The sequence below is a fragment of the Streptomyces sp. NPDC050625 genome (assembly GCF_040654755.1).
Taxonomy (GTDB): Bacteria; Actinomycetota; Actinomycetes; order Streptomycetales; family Streptomycetaceae; genus Streptomyces.
Genome location: NZ_JBFAIQ010000061.1, coordinates 1 through 21,840, shown reverse-complemented (window position 1 = coordinate 21,840; position 21,840 = coordinate 1). Strand labels below are relative to the sequence as shown.

General features: G+C 68.9%; 16 protein-coding genes and 6 pseudogenes. 12 read left to right on the top strand and 10 right to left on the bottom strand.

Annotation, left to right across the window (positions count from 1 at the left end; translation table 11 throughout):
- Positions 1-412: 412 nt before the first annotated feature.
- The 4 genes from AB0I54_RS46360 to AB0I54_RS46345 are packed head-to-tail and all read right to left on the bottom strand — an operon-like array spanning position 413 to position 5,449.
- Positions 413-2,575, bottom strand: a complete 2,163-nt coding sequence (locus AB0I54_RS46360) for a geranylgeranyl reductase family protein (RefSeq protein WP_363302434.1) — start codon at positions 2,573-2,575, stop codon at positions 413-415.
- Positions 2,572-3,540 carry a polyprenyl synthetase family protein gene (locus tag AB0I54_RS46355; RefSeq protein ID WP_363302433.1) on the bottom strand — a complete coding sequence of 323 codons (969 nt, stop codon included), beginning with the start codon at positions 3,538-3,540 and terminating at the stop codon, positions 2,572-2,574. The genes AB0I54_RS46360 and AB0I54_RS46355 overlap by 4 nt, the downstream gene beginning before the upstream one ends.
- Positions 3,527-3,979, bottom strand: a complete 453-nt coding sequence (locus AB0I54_RS46350) for a hypothetical protein (RefSeq protein WP_363302432.1) — start codon at positions 3,977-3,979, stop codon at positions 3,527-3,529. Before AB0I54_RS46350 ends, AB0I54_RS46355 begins: the two co-directional genes overlap by 14 nt.
- Positions 3,980-4,027: 48 nt before the next feature.
- Entirely contained in the window at positions 4,028-5,449 is a 1,422-nt protein-coding gene (locus tag AB0I54_RS46345) for a S8 family serine peptidase (RefSeq protein ID WP_363302431.1), read from the bottom strand.
- 285 nt (positions 5,450-5,734) lie between these two features.
- Between AB0I54_RS46345 and AB0I54_RS46340 the strand changes: the two genes are divergently transcribed.
- The gene (locus AB0I54_RS46340; protein ID WP_363302430.1) at positions 5,735-5,944 is read left to right on the top strand and encodes a hypothetical protein; all 210 of its coding nucleotides are present in this window, start codon (positions 5,735-5,737) and stop codon (positions 5,942-5,944) included.
- 272 nt (positions 5,945-6,216) lie between these two features.
- On the opposite strand, the pseudogene AB0I54_RS46335 reads toward AB0I54_RS46340, so the two are convergent.
- The 4 genes and pseudogenes from AB0I54_RS46335 to AB0I54_RS46320 form a co-directional block, all read right to left on the bottom strand.
- Positions 6,217-6,609 (bottom strand): annotated as a pseudogene (locus AB0I54_RS46335) (IS110 family transposase); the annotation flags it as partial.
- Positions 6,610-7,344: 735 nt separating this feature from the next.
- Positions 7,345-8,544: an IS110 family transposase gene (locus AB0I54_RS46330; protein WP_363302435.1), complete on the bottom strand. Its 1,200-nt coding sequence runs from the start codon at positions 8,542-8,544 to the stop codon at positions 7,345-7,347.
- Between the two features lie 228 nt (positions 8,545-8,772).
- A pseudogene (locus AB0I54_RS46325) lies at positions 8,773-9,378 on the bottom strand (transposase); the annotation flags it as partial.
- 19 nt (positions 9,379-9,397) lie between these two features.
- Positions 9,398-9,508, bottom strand: a pseudogene (locus AB0I54_RS46320) (hypothetical protein); the annotation flags it as partial.
- Positions 9,509-9,908: 400 nt separating this feature from the next.
- Here AB0I54_RS46320 and AB0I54_RS46315 point away from each other — a divergent pair.
- The 6 genes from AB0I54_RS46315 to AB0I54_RS46290 all read left to right on the top strand — a co-directional run bounded on the left by AB0I54_RS46315 (position 9,909) and on the right by AB0I54_RS46290 (position 16,010).
- Positions 9,909-11,540 carry an AMP-binding protein gene (locus AB0I54_RS46315; RefSeq protein WP_363302429.1) on the top strand — a complete coding sequence of 544 codons (1,632 nt, stop codon included), beginning with the start codon at positions 9,909-9,911 and terminating at the stop codon, positions 11,538-11,540.
- On the top strand, positions 11,537-12,058 hold the full coding sequence (locus AB0I54_RS46310; protein ID WP_363302428.1) for a hypothetical protein: 522 nt from the start codon (positions 11,537-11,539) through the stop codon (positions 12,056-12,058). Before AB0I54_RS46315 ends, AB0I54_RS46310 begins: the two co-directional genes overlap by 4 nt.
- A 62-nt stretch (positions 12,059-12,120) precedes the next feature.
- Positions 12,121-13,209, top strand: a complete 1,089-nt coding sequence (locus AB0I54_RS46305; RefSeq protein WP_363302427.1) for an extracellular solute-binding protein — start codon at positions 12,121-12,123, stop codon at positions 13,207-13,209.
- A 43-nt stretch (positions 13,210-13,252) separates the two neighbouring features.
- Complete coding sequence (locus tag AB0I54_RS46300; RefSeq protein WP_363302425.1) at positions 13,253-14,086, top strand: ABC transporter permease; 834 nt, start codon at positions 13,253-13,255, stop codon at positions 14,084-14,086.
- Positions 14,086-14,898 (top strand): ABC transporter permease, encoded by an 813-nt coding sequence (locus tag AB0I54_RS46295; RefSeq protein ID WP_363302424.1) that lies wholly within the window; start codon positions 14,086-14,088, stop codon positions 14,896-14,898. Before AB0I54_RS46300 ends, AB0I54_RS46295 begins: the two co-directional genes overlap by 1 nt.
- Complete coding sequence (locus AB0I54_RS46290; protein ID WP_363302423.1) at positions 14,895-16,010, top strand: ABC transporter ATP-binding protein; 1,116 nt, start codon at positions 14,895-14,897, stop codon at positions 16,008-16,010. Before AB0I54_RS46295 ends, AB0I54_RS46290 begins: the two co-directional genes overlap by 4 nt.
- A gap of 64 nt (positions 16,011-16,074) precedes the next feature.
- Here AB0I54_RS46290 and AB0I54_RS46285 read toward each other — a convergent pair.
- A pseudogene (locus AB0I54_RS46285) lies at positions 16,075-16,389 on the bottom strand (chorismate-binding protein); the annotation flags it as partial.
- 168 nt (positions 16,390-16,557) lie between these two features.
- Between AB0I54_RS46285 and AB0I54_RS46280 the strand changes: the two are divergent.
- From AB0I54_RS46280 to AB0I54_RS46265, 4 genes are all read left to right on the top strand, one after another.
- Positions 16,558-17,148, top strand: a complete 591-nt coding sequence (locus AB0I54_RS46280) for a TetR/AcrR family transcriptional regulator (protein ID WP_363302422.1) — start codon at positions 16,558-16,560, stop codon at positions 17,146-17,148.
- 155 nt (positions 17,149-17,303) lie between these two features.
- Positions 17,304-18,146 carry a DUF4277 domain-containing protein gene (locus AB0I54_RS46275; protein ID WP_363302421.1) on the top strand — a complete coding sequence of 281 codons (843 nt, stop codon included), beginning with the start codon at positions 17,304-17,306 and terminating at the stop codon, positions 18,144-18,146.
- 17 nt (positions 18,147-18,163) lie between these two features.
- Positions 18,164-18,625 carry a hypothetical protein gene (locus tag AB0I54_RS46270; protein ID WP_363302420.1) on the top strand — a complete coding sequence of 154 codons (462 nt, stop codon included), beginning with the start codon at positions 18,164-18,166 and terminating at the stop codon, positions 18,623-18,625.
- A gap of 152 nt (positions 18,626-18,777) precedes the next feature.
- Complete coding sequence (locus tag AB0I54_RS46265; protein ID WP_363302419.1) at positions 18,778-19,755, top strand: NADPH:quinone oxidoreductase family protein; 978 nt, start codon at positions 18,778-18,780, stop codon at positions 19,753-19,755.
- Between the two features lie 213 nt (positions 19,756-19,968).
- On the opposite strand, the pseudogene AB0I54_RS46260 reads toward AB0I54_RS46265, so the two are convergent.
- Positions 19,969-20,877, bottom strand: a pseudogene (locus AB0I54_RS46260) (conjugal transfer protein); the annotation flags it as partial.
- A gap of 696 nt (positions 20,878-21,573) precedes the next feature.
- Between AB0I54_RS46260 and AB0I54_RS46255 the strand changes: the two are divergent.
- Positions 21,574-21,840, top strand: a pseudogene (locus AB0I54_RS46255) (hypothetical protein); the annotation flags it as partial.

Sequence of the window (21,840 nt, the reverse complement as noted above, 5' to 3'; positions counted from 1 at the left end):
GGGTGCGGTCCGCCCGTCGTCACAGCGACGGGCGGGCCGCACTCGGCGTCCGGCCAGTCAGTCGCCCCAGGTGAGCTGCGGCTCGCCGAGAACCGCGCGAACGGGCCGACGCACGTGCGAAGAATGCTGTAGTTTCATACGGTTTAACTGGCCAGGTTCTGACAGGACAACCGGGGCTCGGTGGTCCCGCGCCCCGTTCGCACGCCGCGCGGGATCGCCCCTCACTGCCGGCCGCACGAGGCGGCCCGGTAACGGGACGTAGGCTGGGCAGGCCGATGCGCCAGGTTCGCCTGGCCCCGTGGGGCCCGGGCCAGAAACGGCCCGGGCCCCACAACCCTCCGCCCCCCGGCGTGGACTCCCCAGCTCTCACCCGAGTTCGGCGACGACCGGTGTGTGGCTCTACAGCTCCGGATCACCCGAACCCGGACGCCAGATCCGGTCGTTCCGGAACCTGTCGCGTGATCGCATAGTCGATCAGCGCGAACAGCGATGCGCGCGAGAGACTTTCCGGCAGTGCCTCCAGTGCGTCCCCCGCCCGGTCGGCTTGCTCGCGTGCCAGCGCTCGGGTCACGTCGAGGGCTCCGCTGTCGCGGACGATTGCGACCGCCTCCTCGACATCGTCCGCCGTCAGGCGCCGACGAAGAATCAGGCTCGCCAATCTCCCTTGCGTGCGGCGCAGTGCAACCAGGACGGGGTGCGCCAGTGTTCCCTCGCGTAGTGCGGCGCCCGCGGCGTTGTCTACCGGTTGTGCGGCCCCGGTGAGAATTCGGATGTCCTCCGTCAGTCGGAACGCGACGCCGAGCGCACGGCCGTAGTTCGCCAGTGCTCCGACATGTTCTGGAACTGCTCCGGCCGCGACGGCGCCGAGTCGGCACGGCAACTCGAATGACGATGCGGTCTGCAACTCGACCAGCGACAGATGATCGGCCTCGGTTACCCGCTCGCCGAATGCGTGCTGCTGCTCGCGAATCCGGCCGGTGCACACCTTCGTGACGGCGCGGGAGATGAGCTTCAGCGTCTGAGGGCCGCCGTCGGCGGCGAGGTGCAACGATTTCGACATCAGCAGATCGCTGACCAGGATGGCGAACCTGTTTCCCCAGCTGGAGTGTGGTGTGGGCGTGTTCTCGACGCCGAGTTGCGCGAGCGCCGCCAAGGCGCTCAGCTCGATCGCGGCGCCCAACTTGATGCGGCAACGCGTGCGAGGATCGCCGAAATGGCTTGCCAGTAGCAGCAACAGCGCCGGCCGGAAGGGGATGCCGGGATCCCCCCAGCTCGACGTAGCTAAACGGGCCAGGAAGGGCCACTCGTCGCGGACGGCGCTCGTCATGAGCTCACCGACGCCGAGCAGATCGGTGCGTACGTCGATCCCTGGCACCATCAGTGCGGCCACGTCGTCGATCGTACGGTTCGCCCGGAGTTCGCCCATCCCCTCGGGCAAGAGAAGCGCCCGGCGACACAGCGCGAACGGCGGGCGCTCACTGTCGAACGTGCTCTCCAGGACCCGCCAGACGAACTGGTACCGGTGCGTCGACCGGCGGCCGGTCGCCAGCAGTCCGGAGTACGAGTTCTCCAGCAGCAGTGCATAGTCCAGTAGATCTGGATGCACGGGATCGTGGGTCAATCCGCGGTCGATGACCTCGGCCGCCGTCCTCCCGGACTCCAGTGCGTAGCTGATGCCCTCCCCCGTGAACGGGTTCACCAACGCTGCCGCATCACCGACGAGCAGGATGCCGTCGGCAACGCAGCGAGCGGGCGAGAAGTCGAGGCGAAACGGTGTCTTGGCCCACTCTCCGCGCAACCGGCCGTCGAACGTGGTCACACGAGTGAGGAACTGCTGCAGCACTTGCTCGGCGCGGCCTTCGTAACCGGGACAGAACAACCCGACGCCGACGTTCGCTTCCGACGCACCCGTCGGATTGATCCAGCCGAACGACGGCAACAGATCCCGCCCGGCAACGTCGTCGAGCGGCAAGAAGACCTCCTGTAGATCCGGCAGCCTGTCGAGACCGGTCAGATAGCCGCGGACGCCGATGCCAAGGCCGCCCTCGGGCAGCAGACCCACGGCGCGCCCCAGCGGCGACCGTGCACCATCGGCCGCGACGACCGCGGCCGCCCGGACGTCGATGAGCCGACCGTCGCGGCATACCCGCACCCCGACGACTCGTCCGCCCTTGATGATCGGGGCCGTGACCGTGGCCCCCTCCCAGAGTTCGGCGCCGACCGCCACTGCGCGGGTACAGATCGCCTCATCGAGCACGACGCGCGGCACGACGAGGCAGTGGCTGTCGGCGCCCGGATAGGCATCGTAGGTGAAATCGCGCCAGCCGCGTCCGCGCATATGGACCCGCACGCCCCGCATGCGTTCCGAAGGGGGAAGCGAGTCGAGGACACCCATCGCGGCGAGGACCCGGATCGCACGCTGCGTCAGCGCATCACCACACGCCTTGTCCCGTGGGAAGCGCTGCGCCTCGATCAGCAGGACGCGACGGCCCAGGACCGCGAGATGGTGGGCAGCCGCGCTACCCGCGGGCCCCGCGCCGACCACCACCGCGTCGTAGCAATAGCGCACATTCATTCCATTCGGCTCGCGATACGTCGGGGCGTTTCAGCGAGCGCTTCGCGACCGGGGAATTCCGGGAGCTCTGCGAGCGCGGCGGCGGCACGACCGGCATACGTGCGCGCGAGTGCGCGCGTCACGTCCACGGTGCCGCCGCGACGCACCAGCCCCGCCGCTTCGGCCGCTTCGCGTGCGGTGAGGTTCTCGTGACGCAACAGGGTGGCCAGCCGCCCGCCCGGGTTCTGTTGCAGGGCAAGGAGAACCGAGTGGGAGAACACGCCGGCGCGCAGATCGGTTCCCGTCGGCTTGCCCAGGCCGGCCGAGTCGCCGACGAGATCGAGCAGGTCGTCGGTGAGCTGGAACGCGATCCCCAGCTGTTGTCCGAATCGGAAAAGAGCATCGACATGTGCCGGATCGCAGCCGGCCAGCTCCGCACCGAGCCTGCACGGCAGCCCGAACAGCGTGGCCGTCTTCATGCGAATGATCTCAAGATGCTCATCGATGGCCAGATCCACGCCGTACACATGCTCGGTCTCCCGGAGCTGGCCGCTGCACACCGTGAAAGCCGCTTCCGTCACGGCGGACACCGCGTCGTGCGGCAGATGTGCCAGCTCGGCCATCGCGCAGGCGAGCACGTGCGTTCCCGTTGTGGCGGCATGTGCGTTGCCCCACAGGGAATTCACGCTCGGCGCTCCGCGTCTGGTCGCCGCACCGTCCATCACGTCGTCGTGCAGCAATGACCCCACGTGCAGGAGTTCGATCGCGGCGGCGGCGTGTACGAGCAGTGTTTCGTCGGTCTCTCCGAGGCTCGCGGAGAGAAACAGCAGCTGAGGGCGGAGCCGTTTGCCGCCGTGACGAATCAAGTCGCTGGCAAGCCGGCCCAGGCCCGCGTCGTGTGCGGTCACCGCCTCGTGCATGGCGTCATCTAGCCGCGCCGCCCAGACGTTGTCGATCGAAGGCGGCGAAGTCTCAGAGGAATTCATCGCGCAGTTCATCGAGTTGCGTGCGCAGCTTCGCCGAGGCGAAGGCGAGTTCGGCGAATCTGACGAAGAAACCGTACCCGTTGTGCAGGTCGCCCGCCGGAGCCCGGACGATGACGTCTCCCCGGAAGTAGGCCTGAAGCGGCGTGAGGACGCCACTCGCGATCGCCTGCGCGGCTGCCAGATACACGGCGGCGTGCATCATCTCGTCCGATCCGAGTCCCGGTTCGATCACGACGTCGCCGCCTGAGACACGGACGTTGATCCGGCCGAAGCCGAGCACAGCCAGGTTGGCCGTGCGACCGTTGAACTCGCCAACCATCTCCTGGAACTCCGCTGGGTTGTCGGTCCGGAAGTTCGTGACCCCGCGTTTCACCTGGACCGCGAGTGCCTTGTCGTTCGGGGTGACACTTGCGGCTCGGGGCGCGAAGTCGTCGGACATGGAACGGCTCTCCTCGTTGACGGTTTCCGACCGGTGTGTGCCGCGCCGTCACAACGGCGGCGGTGCGGCGTTGACCGCCGCGAGTGCGTCGATCCTGCCGTACCAGACATTGGGAATCGGTCCCGGCGTGTTCGTGACAATGAGTTTCTTCACCACGGCGGGAGTCAGGGTGTCGTTCTTGTCCAAAATGAGTGCGGCGAGACCTGCCACGTGCGGGGTCGCCATGCTGGTGCCGGATTTGTTGATGAAGCCCGGCGCGACGACGTCCGCCGGCTTTCCGGTTCCCGCCGCCCGCGCGGAGGCGATGGCGACACCCGGTGCTGCGACATCCGGCTTCGGCCTGCCGTCCGGCGTCTGGCCGTGGCTGGAGAAAGACGCGATGTTGTCGGCGTCGTCGGTGGCACCGACGGTGACGATCTTGTATGCGTTACCGGGACAGCGGATTTTGGGGTAGGGGTCCCCCCAGAAGTCGACGCCTTCGTTTCCGGCGGCGACGGCGACCACCACGCCGAGACTCACCAGACCGTCGGCTCCGGTGCACAGCACACAGTTGCCAGCGGCGCAGTACCACGCGCCGTCGCGGAGTGTGAACCCCCAGCTGTTGCTCGCGACATCCGCGCCGGAAGTCGCCACGGCGATCAATCCCTCGACCGCCCATTCCGCGGTCGCGTGGCCTTCGCCGTTCATCATGCGGATGTCGACAATGGTCGCGCCGGGGGCGATACCCCGGAACGTCGCGTCCCGACCGGCGATGACCCCGGCGCAGTGGGTTCCGTGGCCCCGGTCGTCGCGCTTCACCGCGGTACCAGTCATGTCCTGCTGCGGGCCGACGATGCCCGCGAGCGCGGGATGGGTGTCGTCGACGCCGGTATCGACGACCGCCACGGAGACGCCCGTACCGCTGATGCCGCCCGGCAGGACATCCGCCTGGATGTGCGGACGGCTGACGTCGAGCGCCTCGGCGTCGCGCAGCTTGTTGCTGTTGACACTGCTGACATCGTCTCGCGCCGCCATCGCCAGCACTTCGGACGATGTGAGCGTGGCGAGCAGGCTGTGGGTCAGCCAGAACTCCTTGCGGACTTCGATGCCTCTGCGTTCAAGGTCCGCCCGGATGTTCCGCAGGGAGACCTCGGCCTCGGCTTGACGCTCTTCGATCGCCCTGGCCCGTTCGGACTTCGAAACAGTGGCGCCGCGCGCGGCAGCCTGGCCCGACACCAGGTTGATCATGACCTCGTGCACCGGTTCCTCGGGCGGGACGGGCGCGCCCGTCCAGGCTGCGAGCTTGCGTTCCTCGCGCTCGGCGAGCATTGTGTTGATGACCCAATGATCAATTTTGCGCACCGCGACCGGGTTCTCCGCCGCCAGCTCTTCCAGCTGCTTTCGGCGCCTCTTTTGTACGTACCAGTCGAACTGTTCGCGGCTGCGGTCCGCTGCGGACCGACCATCTCTCCCAACAGTCGGCGAGGGCATCCCGGCTCCTCTCATGGATCAGCCACGATCTCGGCCTGCCTCGGCGAATTCAGCAGTACCTGCCGGACCTCCGGACGGCCAGCGACCGCGAACAGCGACGGTAACGACATACGAGCTGCGACCGTGTAATTTAGCCAGAACTAACGGATTTCACGCCCACCCCCCGCAACCAGTGTGTCGACCACCGCCTCGGCTCGGCGGCGGAATGCCCGACGTCGTTCTTCGATGACCTCGCCACGCGCGGTAGCCGTTCCGCACGGGCGGTCAGCGCCCGGAGTGAGAGCGATGAGCACCGCAATCTCGGTCGGCCGAACGTCGAGGATCTCCCGCCGCAGTGCGACGTCGAACTTTGCCCAGATATTCGACGGGATCCGTTCCGGTATCAAGTTGCTCATCGTCCGCCTCAGCAACCCGCCGGCGATTCCAGTGCGGTTGTTTCTCTTGGAGCCGGGCGACTTCCCAGACTCTTTATCGATCTACCCGGTGAATACATGAACGGCAAAATCACTCGATAGGGCGTATGCGATAGGCCATAGCAACGCTTTGAGAGTCTGGTCCCGAGTGGCGTTTGTCGTAGGGGCGCCCGGATCAGGCAGCTCGGGTGTCCCGGACGGTTGGCCAGGGCCGATTCCTGCGCGCGGTGATCGATCACGACGCCATCTTCCTCGATGGACCTCATTCGTGCGAGCGGAACAAAGACAGAGGCAATGTCCACCGCCACTGCCGAAGGCACGTGGCAAGGCAAGCCCCGAGGCTGCTATATCGCGTCAAGCAGCTTGAGGAAGATCTTCGAGGTTGGCCGCTCTCCTCTGCCGGGTGGGTTCGAGGAGCTTGAAGAGCTGGCGACAGATGGCTCGCTTGAGGCATCGCTGGGCATCCCTTGAGGTCTTGCCCTCGGCGACGCGGCGGGCGATGTACGCCTTCGTGGCCGGGTCCAGGCGCATCCGGATGAGGGTGATGGTGTGCAGGGCCCGGTTCAGCTGCCGGTCGCCGCTGCGGTTGAGCCTGTGCCGGTTGGTCAGTCCGGAGGATACGGGGATCGGCGCGACCCCGGCGAAGGACGCAAAGGCCGCCTCGGAGCGGAACCGGCCCGGATGGGACCAGCTGACCATGACCTGGGCGGCGGTGATCGGCCCGATCCCGAGGAGGTCCAGGAGCTCGGGAGCCACCTGACGGACGAGGCCGAGGATCTCGCCTTCGAGGCCCTGGGCCTCGGTCTGAAGGGCTTGGATGCGCTGGGCGGTGGACCGCAATGCGCGGGCGGTCATCCGGTACTCGATGTCCTGGTCCGGCCGGTCCCGGAGCTGGGCACAGCGAGTGATCTGGGCCGGGCGGTTGAGCTTTCGCAGTTCGGCACGGAGTTCGTCCGGGGCGGACACGATCAACGCCTTGAGCTGGTTGATCGCAGCGGTGGAGGCGAGGACGGCCCCCTGCCGGGTGGCGAGCAGGACGCGCAGCATGCCGGAACGTCAGCGTCGATCCTGACAGCAGCCCAACCCGGGCCGCAGCTCAACTATCACAGTTACCTTTTGGACGGCCCCGATCTTGGGGCTCCCGGTCTTCTGGCCCGGCATGACTTTTGCCCCTGTCGACGGTGCTCGCATCAATGACCCGGGGGGTGTCACCGGGTCGGAAGGCGCCGGCAGGTCGCTGATAGGGGCAGGAGCGCCGGTCCGCCGGCAACGCTCTTCGTCGCGTGGTTACGGATGTCGGCGCCGTGCCTTGGCCGGGAAGACAAGACCCTCTCAGGAAGACGTTCGTGATCGACACCCGCCCGGCAGCGGTCAAGGCGTGGGAACGATCACGGAGCGAGGCGATGCCCTTCCTCCGCTTCGAACAGCCCATCCGGCAGGTCATCTGCACCACGGATGAAATCGGCAAGCACTACGGCGGGTTCACGTGGTGTTCTTCGATGCGGTGGCGGGGCCGCGCGGCTGCCAGTGAGCCGTCATCACCGCGTAGGCGCGCTCCTGTTGCTCGACGATCTCTCGCTCATGGCGACGGAGGGCCTTGTCGTTGTACTCGTAGCCCAGGCCGCGGCGGGCGACGCGGCGTTCGGCGCCGGCCTGCAGTTGCAGCTTGCGCCGTTTGAAGGCCACCAGGCTGGGCCGGGCGAAGGCATAGTCCTCGCCTTTGGTGACAAGGTGCCAGCACAAGGTGGTCATTTTCCGGGCGGTGGCGACGATCGCGACCTGGATGCCGCGCCGCGCCTTGATGCGCTGGTAGAACGCGCGCAGTGGCCCCGGGGAGCGGGATGCCACCCACGCTGCCTCCACGAGCATGCCCCTGACTTGGGACCGGCCGGTCTTGGTGATCCGCCCGGTGGCAGCGGGCAGCCCGCCGGACTGTCGCACGCGGGGATTGAGCCCGAAGTAGGCGACCAGCTTGTCGGCGGAGCGGAAGCGCGCGAAGTCGCCGACGGCCGCGGTCACCGACAGAGCGACGTTGACGTCGACACCGGGGATAGTCATCAGCCGGCGGATGTCCTGGTCATCCAGGGCCTCGACGGCGACCTTCCGGTCCAGCTCGGCCAGCTCCGTGCCGTGGAAGTCCAGCTGCCGCAGCAGCGCATCGACCGCCTCGCGCTCGTCGTCCGGCAGCGGCAGGCGTTGCAGCCAGGCACGGCCACGAGTTCCGAAGGCGTCGCTGACCGGCGGCCGGGGCATCAGGTTACGGTGCAGGATCGACTGGACCTGGTTCTTGATCCGGGTGCGCTGGCGGACCACGTGCATACGCCGCGCGGTCAGCCGTCGCCGGCGGCTCGTGCGCTCGTCGGGCAGCCAGACCGGCGGCAGGAAGTCCGCCGCCAGGAGCTGGGCGAGGATCCGTGCATCGACCTTGTCGGTCTTGACCTTGGCCTCCGCGATCGCCCTGGTCTTGTGCGGGTTCGACACCACGACCCGCGCCACCTTGGGACGCAGCAACAGCGCAATCGCCTCGGAGTTGCCGGTGGCTTCCAGGGCCACCTCGTCGTCCTTTCGCAACGTCGCGGCCCAGGCCCGCAGTTCCTCAGGGCGGCAGCCGATCTGCCCGGCGTCCCGAAGGAGGCCGTCCTCGACCATCGCTATCTGGGCGAAGTCGCGGTGGATGTCCATTCCGATTTTGCTTGTATGCGTAGCGGGACAGCGGGCGCTTGACGGCGCGGGGCTGAGCCGCAGGCGGCGGGCGGGCATGAGGTGGTCCAGGACCGCTCGTCCGATGGCGCTGACGAGGTCGATCGTGGTGTCGGCGATCACGCCCGCGGCCTGAATGACCTGGTCGCGGGCGGCTTGGAGAGCGACAGCGAAGCTGGCCCGGTCCGCGATGCGGATCAGCTGGTAGGCGGTCAGCAGGGCGTAGATTTCCTGGGCGATGCCGGCCATGGTGCGGGCGCGCAGGACGCGGCGCCCGAGCATGGATTTCTTGATCGCGAAGTAGGTCGATTCCACTTCCCACCTCTCGTGATACAGCTTGACCAGCTCGAACGCCGGGTAGCGGCGGTGGTCGAGCAGGGTGGTGGCCAGCCGGTAGACGCCGGTGTGGCGCCCGGCCGTGGTGGCGATGGTGATCTCGCACTCGACGATGCGGACCTCCAGGTGGCCGATGCGGGACAGGAACGAGCCTTCGTCGAACCGGCGCAGGATGGGCGGTTTGCGGGCGGCGGAGATCCGGGCCAGGACCGCGGCCCCGGTGCCGGCGACTTTCTCCAGGAAGGCGTTGGAGGAAAGGCCGCGGTCCAGCAGCACGACCATGCCCTGGTGCAGAGAGCGGGCGAGGCGGCGGCCCACGATTGCCTCGCCGGGTTTGCGTGGACCGAAGACGGCGTCGAGGACGGCGCGAGTACCGCAGGCGACCAGGGCGACCAGCAGGATCTGCGGGTAGCCGGAGGCTGCGGTGGCTGCGCAGCAGGTTGAACAGCGCCCGCATGGGCCGCACCCCGATACGGGCACGGGCGTGCCACAGCGCGGTGGCGGTGACCTTCGGGATCGGCAGGGAGCCGAGCGGCGTGGTGAGCTTGGACCACACCGCGAGGTAGCCGCACTCGGCGAACAGCGCCCCGGCCAGCAGCAGGTAGACCACTACCCGGGCGGGCAGCTTGCGCAGCCGTTGCAGCACGGCGTCGCACTCGGCCAACGCGGGTCGACCATCTCGAACGGCACGAGCTGGGTCAACTCGCCCAGGTGGCCCGGCGCGTAGACGCCTTCGGCCACACGGAGGGTGCGGTTGATGACAGACGGTCCGGACAGCGGGACCTCCGGCTGGTGGGTGGCATGGCTTGGCGGACGAGCCGTTCCTACCGGGGTCCCGCTTCCCGTGTCCGGCGTTCCTCCAGATCAGGCCCCCTTGCGATCACGCCCACACCCGTAACTTCACGGCATTTGCTCTTTAACTCCGTGCGATGGCCGCGCCCGACGCCTTCCCCTCAAGATGAGACAGGTGTTATACAACGTCTGCCACATCCAGACCGGAAGGGAGCAACGTGACCAAGACCGGTATCACCCTCGATCCCGTCACCGGGACCTACCAGTGGTCGGAGACGGGGTTGTGGGAGACGGCTCCGGAGATCCCGCTCGCTGAGACGCTCATCCCGCTGATCCGCGGGCGGGCCGACCGGCCGATGATCTCCTTCGAGGACGGGGTGCAGGTCACCAACGCCCAGATGCTCGAGCGGGCCGCGCGGCTGGCCGGGTGGCTCGTCGAGAACGTGCCCGCGGGCAGGCCGATCGGCGTCTGCATGGGGAACCGCGCGGAGTTCTTCGTGGTCTTCTTCGCGGTGCTCACCACCGGCCACGCGATGGTCAACATGAACCCGGCCTCGCGAGCCGTCGACGCCGCCCACATGATCGACGACTCGGACGCCTACCTGCTGATCTGCGACGAGGAGAACGTCGAGACACTCCGGGGCCTCATCGACACCTGCCCCGGGCTGACCCGGGTCTACCAGGTCGAGGGTCCCGAGCCGGACGGTCTGAGCGGCCTGTATGGCGACATCGAGCCGCGTGAGCTGCTGGCCGACCCGCCGGCGCTGACCACCCCGATCACGCTGAGCTACACCTCCGGGACGACCGGGAAGCCGAAGGGCTGCGTGCACGTGCAGGGCGGCTACCTGCGCTACGCCGACGTCAACGGCCGGGTCTACGACATCGACGAGAACGACACGATCTTCAACCCGCTCCAGTTCTTCTACGGCGACGCGATCTGGATGATGTGCGTCAGCATCATCACCGGCGCCCGGTTCGCCTCGATGCGCAAGTTCAGCGTCTCCCGGTACTGGACGGCGGTGAAGGAGACCGGCGCCACCGTCATGGTAGGCATCGGGTCAATCCCGAACCTGCTGCTCAAGCGCACCCCCGGCCCGGACGAGCGCGACCACGCGATGCGGCTCGCGATCCAGGTCGGGATCCCGGTCAAGCAGCACGCCGAGCTCGAGGAGCGGTACGGGTTCCCCTGGCTGGACGCGTACGGCCTCTCCGAGACCGGGCCCAACCTGTTGATGCCGCCCGACCTCGCCGACCAGTACGTCGGCTCCGGAGCGCTGGGCATCCCGGCGCCCGGGCTCGAGACCGTCCTGCTGGACCCCGACGGCAACGAGGTCGAGGGTCCCGGTGTCGGCGAGCTCGCCGTCTTCGGCCCGTACATGATTCCCGGGTACCTCAACAAGCCCGAGGAGACCGCCCAGATCCGGTACAAGGAGAACTTCTACCGCACCGGCGACATGCACCAGCGCGACGAGAAGGGTATCTACTACTTCCGCGGCCGGATCAAGGAGATCATCCGCCGCGGCGGGGAGAACATCGCGCCCTTCGAAGTCGAGGAGGTGCTGCGGCTGCACCCCGATGTCACCGAGTCGGCGGTGGTGCCGGTCGAGGACGAGCTGATGGGCGAGGAGGTCAAGGCGTACGTCCTGGCGAAGGAGAACGGCGTCGACCTGGCCGACCTCGTCGAGTTCGCCCGCCACCGGCTCGCCCCGCACAAGGTGCCGCGCTACCTGGAGCTGCGCACGGAGCCGTTCCCGCGGACCCCCTCGCAGCGCATCAAGAAGGCCGACCTCATGGTCGACGGCCGCCACACCACCGACAACGCCTGGGACCGAACGGAGACCCCCGCATGACCCTCAACCTCGACAACCAGCGCATCCTCGCCATGGACGAGCTCCCGGGAGTGGTCGGCGAGAAGTTCGTGCTGGAGAAGTTCCGGATCAGCGACGCCGAGATCAGCACCTTCGAGGACCTCACCGGGGTCACCGAGATCTACGGCCAGGTCTCGGCCACCGAGTACCCCAAGGGGATGGTCGAGGGCTTCCACAGCCTCTCGCTGATCGACTGGTGCCTCCACCAGATGGTCCGTACCGACCCGCAGACCTGCTACGCCTACAACTACGGCCTCGACAAGGTCCGCTTCCCGTCGTCGCTGACCACCTCCGACGACCTGCGGTTCGAGGGGGAGATCGCCGAGGTCACCCCGCGCAACGGCGGCTATCTCGTCCGTTACCGCTGCACCATCACCGCGCACGGCAGCGACAAGCCCGGCCTGGTGGCCGACTGGCTCGGCCTCTGTCTGCCCCGCACCAGCACCGAGTTCAAGGAGAAGCGGACACCGAAGTCTGTCACTCCCGGCGGCGCTTCCTGAGCCCGCAATCCCCCCATCTCACGACACGCAGGGAGTGTTAGATGCATTGTCGAGTACGCACCATGACCGCCGTCCTGGCCGCGATCGCCGCCACCACATCGCTCGCGGCGTGCGGCGGATCCTCGGACGCCAGAGACCTGACCGCGGCCGACCTCGGCGGGGGCCCGCCCAAGGCCGGCGTCGTGGCCGAGGGCGTGCTGAAGGGGGAGGAGGTGGTCTTCGTCGGCTACGGCGGTGAGGTCCAGGACCGTCAGGTCAAGGACCTCGATCCTTGGGTGGAGACCTCGGGTGCGACCGTGAAGCAGGACTCGCCGACCGACACCGCCAAGCTCGAGGCGCAGGTCAAGTCCAAGAAGGTCACCTGGGACGCCGTCGACGCCACCGACACCTGGGCGGCCGCGCATTGCGACGACCTGCTCACCAAGCTCGACGACGACATCATCGACCGCTCCCAGCTGCCCGACGACAACAAGGGCACCGAGTGCGGCGTCCCGTTCGTCGGCACCGGCAACATCTTCGCCTACAACGCCGACACGGTGAAAAACGCTCCGAGGACCTGGGGGGACTTCTTCGACACCAAGAAGTTCCCCGGCAAGCGCGCGCTGTACTCGGGCAACCCGGTCGGCATCTACGAGGCCGCCCTGATGGCCGACGGCGTCGCCGCCGAGGACCTCTACCCGCTCGACGTCGACCGCGCCCTGAAGAAGCTGGACACCATCAAGAACGACCTCGTCTTCTGGTCCACCGGCGCCCAGTCGCAGCAGATGGTCGAGTCCGGCCAGGCCGACATGGGCATCTTCTGGTCGGGCCGCGTCCTCAACGCGGACCGCGCCGGCGCCAACTGGGAGCCGGTCTACGACCGGCCGGTGCTGCAGTACGACGTGATGGTGGTGCCGAAGGGCTCCGCGAACCCGGTCGCCGCGATGTCGCTGATCAACCACATGCTCGGCAAGGAGTACTCGGAGAAGATCACCGAGGGCTCTGGCTACCCCAGCACCAACAAGCTGGCCAAGCCGAAGGTGGACAAGGTGACTGCGAAGTTCGTCGCCAACTCCGCCCCGTACACGGACCCCGTCTCGATCGACTCGAAGTTCTGGGCGGAGAACCTGTCGGGCTACGTGGACCAGTGGACCACGTGGATCAATGGCTGACCTGACGCTGACTCCCGACGCCGCTTCCGCATCGCGTTCGGGTGTGCGGAGGCCGCGTCGCACCTGGACCCCGCTCCTGGTGATCCCCGGCCTGCTGGTGATCGCCGGGGTCGTGCTCTACCCGCTCACGACCGCGCTGCTCGACTCGTTCACCCAGCCCGAGGACGGGCAGAACCCGTGGGTGTGGGTGGTCGACAACCCGGTCTACCTGAAGATCATCGGCCGCACGGTGGTGACGGCCCTGATCGTCACCGGCATGTCGATCCTGCTCGGCTACCCGCTGGCGTACATCACCGCGAGCGCGCGCAGCTCCCGGGTCCGGGCGATGCTGGTGGTGCTGATCGTGCTGCCGTTCTGGACCAGCGCGCTGGTCCGGGTCTTCGCCTGGCTGATCCTATTGCAGCCGGACGGGATCGTGGAGTCGATCCTGCGGCCGTTCGGCTTCGGCGGGACGATCCTGGGCAGCGTCTGGGCGCCGCGGATCGCCATGGTGCAGATGCTGCTGCCGTTCATGGTGTTGCCGATGTACGCCACGATGAAGGGCATCGACCCCGCTCTCCGCCGGGCCGCGGGCAGCCTCGGGGCCACTCCGCTGCGCGGCTTCGTGCGGGTGTTCCTGCCGCTCTCCCTACCGGGGGTGGGGGCGGGCAGCCTGATCACCTTCATCCTCAGCCTGGGCTTCTACGTGGCCCCCGGGCTGCTCGGCTCGCCGTCCCAGGCGATGGTCGGCCAGGCCGTCTTCACCCAGGTGGAGATGCTCAACTTCGGCCGCGGGGCGGCGCTGGCCGGCTTCCTGCTGGTCATCACGCTTGCCGTCCTGGTGCTCGCTGCGGCGATCCGCAAGCTCTGTGCCGTCACCGAGAGGAGGGCAGCCTGATGCCGCACACCGGACGGCTTCTCGCCTGGGCCGGCGCCGTCGTCGGCCTGGTGATCCTGATCGTGCCGACCCTGATCGTGATCCCGATCAGCTTCGGCGGCCACGCCTCCTTCCACTTCCCGCCCGAGCAGTGGTCGACTCGGTGGTACGAGCGCCTGGTCGAGGAGCCCCGCTGGCGGGTCGCCATGCTGACCTCGCTCGCGGTCGCGCTCCTCTCCGCCCTGGTCGCGGCGGTCGTCGGGACGGCCGCGGCGCTGGGGCTGCGGCGCATCCGCCGGCTCGCCGTCGGCGGTCTGGTGCGGGGCACGCTTCTGGTCCCGCTGATCGTCCCCGAGATCGTGGTGGCGGTCGGGCTGTACTCGGTCTTCCTCGATCTGGGCCTGGTCGGCACCTGGCCGGGGTTCGTCCTGGCGCACTGCTGCCTGGGCGTGCCGCTCGTGGTGACGACGGTCAGCGCCAGCCTGACCTCGTTCGACTCCAACCTGGAGCGCGCCGCGGCGAGCCTGGGGGCGGGGCCGTGGAGCACCGTACGAAAGGTGACGCTGCCGGTGGTGATGCCGGGGCTGATGTCGGGCGCCCTGTTCGCCTTCATCCTGTCGCTGGACAACCTGGTGCTCTCGCTCTTCCTGCAGACACCGGACCTGAGCACGCTGCCTGTGCTGATGTGGTCGTCGATGACCAGGGACACCGACCCGACGATCGCCGCTGCCGCCACAGTGATCCTGCTTGTCACCACGGTGGTGCTGGTGCTGGCGGTGGTCACCGTCGGCCGGCGTACCGCCCTGATGGAGAAGGAAAGAGGACTGCTGTGAACGAGACCAGCAGCCGCGGGGCGGCGATCGAGCTGACCTCGCTGCGCCGCCAGTACGGCCCGGTCAAGGCGGTCGACGACGTGTCGCTGAGCGTCGAAGCCGGCGAGTTCATGACGCTGCTCGGCCCCTCGGGGTCGGGGAAGACGACCACGCTCAACCTGATCGCGGGCTTCGAGGAGCCCACCGCGGGCACCATCGAGGTGGGCGGTGTGGACGTGGGTGCAACGCCGCCGCACCGGCGTAACCTAGGCGTGGTCTTCCAGAACTACGCGCTCTTCCCGCATCTGAATGTCGCCGCCAACGTGGGCTTCGCCCTCGCCGAGCGCAAGGTCGACAAGGCCACCCGCGCCGAGCGGGTCGCCCAGGCGCTGCGCACCGTCGACCTGGCCGGGATGGCGAAGCGGAAGCCGAGCCAGCTTTCCGGGGGACAGCAGCAGCGGGTCGCGCTGGCCAGGGCGATTGCCCACCAGCCGCCTGTCCTGCTGATGGACGAGCCGCTGGGCGCCCTCGACCGCAAGCTGCGCGACGCGATGCAGCTCGAGCTGCGCCGGATCCACCGGGAGGTGGGCTCCACGGTGGTCTTCGTGACCCACGACCAGGAGGAGGCGCTCGCCCTCTCCGACCGGATCGCGGTGTTCAACCACGGCAGGATCGAGCAGGTCGGCACCGGCGAGGAGCTCTACGAGCGGCCGAGCACGATGTTCATCGCAACGTTCCTGGGCGAGTCCACGATCTTCCGGGGGTCGGTGGTCGTCGACGGATCCGGCGTCGCGGTCGAGGGCGCCGCGCTGTTCCGTACCGGTGGCTCGCTACCGGCGGGCACGCGGGCCGGGATCATGGTTCGGCCCGAGCGCCTGCGGCTCTCTGAGGCGCCCACCGAGTCGGGCCGCAACGCGGTTAAGGTGCTGGTCACCGAGGAGGTCTACCTGGGCGCCGCGCGCAAGTACAGCCTCGAGCTGCCGGACGGCACGACTGGCCTGGTCCGCGAGCCGGTGCATGCGCCGGCCGAGGTCCACGCCGGCCAGTACGCCTGGGTCTCCTGGGACCCGGCCGAGGGCGTGCTCCTGCCCGACGGGGAGGTGGCGGAGACCGGCTCGGAGGAGGCGGCCTGACGCGGGGCTGACCGCTCGGGTCAGCAGTCGAGGGCCCAGAGGAGCGCTCCGCCTTCCAGGCCGTCTCGGCCCGCTTGCTCTCCAGCGCGGAGTGGACGGTGATCCGGCCACCGGTGCCGAGCGTCCAGACGCCCTCGCCCGCGGTGACCAGCGAGCGGATCACCACCCCCAGTTCGGCTCGGCCGTCCGCGGAGATCCAGCCAAGCGCCCCGGCGTTTGCACGCCGCGGGGGTCTTCCTCGACGTCGGCGATGATCTCCATCGTGCGGCGCTTGGGCGCGCCGGTCAGCGACCCGGGCCGGGAAGAGCGAACGCAGCGCTGCCACGGTCGAGATGTCGTCGCGGAGTCGGCCCCGCACGGTGGTGACGAGCTGGTGCACCGTCTCGTACGGCTAAGATTTCGACTAGGTGTCGCCCTTCGGGAAAGTCTGCTCCGGGGCCTGGCCGGGATCAGGGAGAGCGGGCCGGATCCTCGCCCGGGTGTGGCGGCGTGGTTCAGTATGGCCCCAGTCCACACGGGCGAGCGCCCGTCGGCGAGGAGGTTTCGGATGCCGCGGGTCGTCGATCACGAGGACCGTCGACTTCAGATCGTCCGCGTCACCATCGAGCTGATCGCCGAGGGCGGCCCGAAGGCCGTGACGATGCGGGCGGTCGCCCGCCGGCTGGGCGGCTCGGTCACGCTGGTCACCCACTACTACCCGACCCGGCAGGCGATCTTCGAGGGTGTGGCGATGCATTTGATCGAGATCGGCCACCAGGAGGTCGCGGCGATGGAGGAGGGCGCCTCCGACCCGGTCGAGCGGATGCGGCGCTACCTGGACTGGGCGCTGCCCACCCGCCCCGAGGCGATCCAGCGCGAGCTGGCGCGCATCCGGCTGCTGGCCGAGCGGGACCACACGCCCAGCCTGCCGATGACCTCGCGTGCCTTCGACGGCTCGATGCGCGACGACCTCCGGCAGCGACTCGAGACCCTCGTGCCCGAGGAGAGCCGCGAGGCGGTGGTCGAGCTGCTCCGGGTCTTCGTCACCGGGGCGACCCTGCTGGCCGTGGAGCACCAGGACGACTGGACGCCGGAGCGGCTGCGCGAACTGGCCGACTCCGTGATGACCTCGCTCGGTCTCACCACGCGCATCGCCTAGACCCGGACTTCGCAGATCGTTGATTCGGATGGATCGGTGGGTTGCGGGGTGTCCGGTTGGGGGTTGGGCGCGTTCGGTTGGATGTGTCGATGACTTCCCGGTCCCCGCGGCCTCGGTCCCAGCGTCAGCGCTTCGAGTGTGTGGTGACGTCTGTGGTGGAGAAGCGTCTGGGCGCTCTGTATGTCGCTGCCGAGTTTCTGCGCCGGCTGGATGTCGCGGCGATCGTCGACGGGCTGTGCCCGGGTGGGTCGAGTGCCCATGTGACGCATGGGCAGGTGATCGAGGCGCTGGTGGCGAACCGGCTTACCTCGCCCGCGCCGCTGTTCAGGGTGGGTGACTGGGCCCGCCCCTGGGCGGTGGAGGAGGTCTTCGGGATCAGCCCTGAGCTGCTCAACGACGACCGGCTGGCCCGCGCGCTGGACGCGATCGCCCGGCGCCTGGACCAGCTCGCAGGCACCGTCGGCGCGCGGGTGATCGCCGAGTTCGGAATCGACGTGTCGCGGATGCACTGGGACATGACCAGCATGTCCGTGCACGGCGCCTACCCCGAGCAAGACCAGGACCCGCACTTCCCGGTCATCGGCTACGGGCATCCCAAGGACCGGCGCACGGACCTGAAACAGGCCGGGCTGGTTTCGCGGCCAGCGCCGACGGCGGCGTCCCCAGTCCAAGCCCGCGTGTTCGGCGGCGGGGCCTCCGAGGCCAGCCAGGTGATCGGGGCGATGAATGACCTGCGGTCGATGGCCGGCGAGCAGAAGTTCCTGATGGTCGCAGACTCCAAGCTGGTGTCGTACGCGAACGTCACGACAAGCTCACCGCGGCGGCCGGCGGCCGGTACTACAAGACCCGCGAGAAGGTCGCGGTCCGGGCCGGCGTCATCGCCGCCAAGCGCCGTGTCGCCTCCGTCCTGCGCTGGCAGATCACCGACCGCGACACCGGCCTGCCCTGTCTGGCTTGGGACTTCGACCAGGACGCCCTGGATGCCGAGCCGGCGGTAGACGGCTGGTATGCGCTGTTGACCAGCCGCCCCGGCCACCAGTCCGACCGTGGGCAGATCCTGGTCCAGTACAAGGGCCAGGGTGCCGTCGAGCGGCGTTACCACGACTTCAAGGGCCCTCTCGCGGTCACCCCGCTGTTCGTGCAGCACAACCACCGCACCGCCGCACTGATCCAGTTGATCTGTCTGGCGCTGCTGGTCTTCGGCCTGATCGAACGCCAGGCCAGACGCGCCCTGGGTCCGGACCAGACCATGGCCGGCCGCTACCCGGACAACCGCCGCGTCCGCTCCACCGGACAGATGATCCTCTACCACCTGGCCGAACTCACCCTGCAGAGGCCACGCCACCGACTCGCCCACCATCCAGATCACCCGTGGAGTCCAACTCCACCTCCTCGGCGTCGAAGTCACCCAAACCCGCTGGCCACAGACTTGAAATGGCGACCCGCGAAGTCCGGGCCTGAGCCCTTGCACCGCTGAGGCCGCGGCGGGCGGGCGGTGTCGCCAGTGTTGTCCCCTCGGTTCCTGCACCTCACGCGGACGTGACGGACGCGACTCTTGCCACTGCCCAAGCAACTGCTTAGTATGCGACTCTCGGCTCGGTTCTACGAGCAGTCCCGTGGAGGGCCCGCATGCAGGCATGGCACGTGCACGAGAACGGCGAGCCGAGGGAGGCGATGCGCCTCGAGGAGGCGGCCGAGCCGGTACCCGGCGAAGGGCAGGTGCTCCTCAGGGTGCGGGCTGCGAACGTCAACTTCCCCGACGCCCTGCTGTGCCGCGGGCAGTACCAGATCCGGCCCGCGCTGCCGTTCACGCCCGGCGTGGAGATCTGCGGCGAGACCGAGGACGGCCACCGCGTCATCGCGAAGCCCTCCCTGCCGTACGGCGGTTTCGCTGAGTACGCCGTCGCCAACGCAGCGGCCGTGCTGCCCGCGCCCGACGCGCTGGACGACGCCGAGGCGGCGGCGCTGCACATCGGCTACCAGACGGGCTGGTTCGGCCTGCACCGCCGCGCCCGCATCCAGGAAGGCGAGACGCTCCTCGTGCATGCGGCGGCGGGCGGCGTCGGCAGCGCGGCCGTGCACCTCGGGAAGGCGGCGGGCGCCACCGTCATCGGTGTCGTGGGCGGCCCGGAGAAGGTGAAGGTCGCCCGCGAGCTCGGCTGTGACCTGGTACTCGACCGGTACACGGACGACGTCGCCGCCGCCGTCAAGGAGGCCACGGGCGGACTGGGCGCGGACGTGATCTACGACCCGGTGGGAGGCAACGCCTACGCGCAGTCCGCGAAGTGCGTGGCCTTCGAGGGGCGGATCATCATCGTCGGCTTCGCGAGCGGCACGATCCCGACGCCCGCGCTCAACCACGCCCTCGTGAAGAACTACTCGATCCTCGGCCTGCACTGGGGCCTGTACAGCACGAAGGACCCGCAGGTGGTGCTCCACTGCCACGAGCAGCTCACCGAACTCGCCGCGAAGGGCGCGATCAAGCCCCTCGTCAGCGACCGCGTACCGCTGACGGCCGCGGCCGAGGCCGTGCAGCGCGTCGCCGACGGCGTCACGACCGGTCGTATCGCCGTGGTTCCGGGGCTTGAGGAAGGCGCGATCGTCTGACCGATGCAGCCGGACTGCGCCGCCGTGGCGCACAGGACCGCTGCGCGACGGCACATCCCGCGCCACGGAGTCGCCGGAGCGGCTACCGGCGGCAGCAGTGGAACTCTGCGTGAGTGGGGCGGGGAAAGGCACAGGAGACGATGTCGAACCCGGCTCGCTGCAGCCATGCCCTCGATGATCCAGGTGTAGGTGGAGAACTCGTCGCGGACGAGTGGTCCCGGACGCCACAGCGGCGATTTCCCACCGGCCGGAGTGGGCCTTGAGCGTGAGTTCGTACGCCAGCGGCCACCGACCGCCGGTGTCCCGGGCTTCCACGGAGGCGAGGACACGCACCGCGGTGCCGTCGGCCGGCACCTTCTCGGCGGCCGCGGCTTGCTCGACGGCCAGCATCTGTTCGACGGAGACCGCTGTGTATGGGGCGGGGGAGACGGCGGTGAGCTGCACGCCGGGCGCGAGGTAGCGGTCGACCTCCCCGGCACCCGTCAGATAGGCGGCGAGGAACTGCCCGATAGCGGAGGACAGATTCCCTTCCGGGACGGTCACGCCGTAGGGCGACTTCGGCACCTCGGCCCGGGCCGGGCCGGCGACCATGCCGGGCGCACCGGTCACCGTGAACGAGGAGCCCGTGCTGTCGGTGGCCACCGGCACGGCGTAGTACCGGACCGATCCGCCTGCGTATTGCGCAGCCACCGTCACCGACCACGCACCGTCCGCCCACTGCGCACTGCGCACCGCCGTTACGGAGCCCGGCGCCGAATGCGCATCGGCGGCCGGGTCGGGCAGCTCGACGGCCGGCGCCATCGACTGCGCAAGCCGCGCCTGCGCACTCGTCTCGTCGTTCGCGCTGCTGCGCAACCACGCGCTGACGAACACCTGCGCATAGCCGCTCGGGTCGGCGGCGGATGTCGCGGTGCGCACGGCGGTGGGCTTGGCCGCGGGGGCTGCCGCGACCGTGGTCGGGGTGGAGGCGACGGCGACGCACAGGGCGATGGGGCCGGCCGCGATGACGGTCCAGACCGCCAGGCGCGAGAGGCGTACGCGGCGGCGCATAGCCTCCAGCCGGGCGCCGGCCGCCATCGGAGCAGCGGCCTCGCTCTGTGAGGCCTGCTTGCCAGGGAACATGGTCAAACTCCCAGGTCAAGACGTGTAGTTGCTGACCTTGAGGAAACCCGTCGACCCCGACCAGACCACCGACCACGAGACCCCGACCATGGTCACGATGGGGACACGAAGTCCATGGTCGGGGTCATGGTCGGGCCGACCATGACCCCGACCATGGGTCTGCCGCGATCTGGCGGCAGGCCACCGTGTCCGGCGGGCGTTGACCTGGCTGGCGACCGCCGCGCGATCACGTGCCGCCCTGCCACAGGGCCCGGACACCGATGCGCAGACGGAAGCCGGCCGGGCCGTGTCAGAGGCCTGCGCAGTGCGCCAGACGGACATGCGCAAGAGAAGATCAGGAAGTCCGGGCGGACTGCGCAGCCGTCCCAGCGCAACTCGACTGCGCAGGATCCCCAGGCTGGTTGCCCAGCCCGATTGCGCAACGCCCTTCCATGGCTGCGCAATCACCGAGCGCCCGGGCTGAAGGCGCCGTGGTCGGCCCGACCATGAACCCGACCACGGCAGCTAGACGGCTCCGTTGCCGGATCGTGACCGATGGTCAGGGCTCGTGGCCGTCAGTCTGGTCGGGGTCGGCGGGTGAGCTGACGCCATGGAGCACACGCACGACTTCGCGCCCAGGACCCCCGCCCGCACTACCCTGGCGGGCCCGGTGTGCCGCCGTGGCCACTGCGCGCGGCATGCGTCGGGGACACGGCGGTGAGCCGCCTCGGGCCGGAAATCCGCCGGGGCGTGATGGCGGCCGATCAGTTCACCCAGATCGCCAACGCGCTGTTTCGTGACTCCGGGCTGTCGTTCAAAGCGAAGGGGATCTTCGGGTACGTCTCTACGCACAGGAACGGCTGGCAGGTGACGGTCACCGACCTCGTCCGCCTGGGCCCGGACGGACGCGAAGCGGTACGCACCGGCCTGCGGGAGCTCGAGGCACACGGCTACCTGATCCGTGAACGCCTGCGCCGCCCGGAC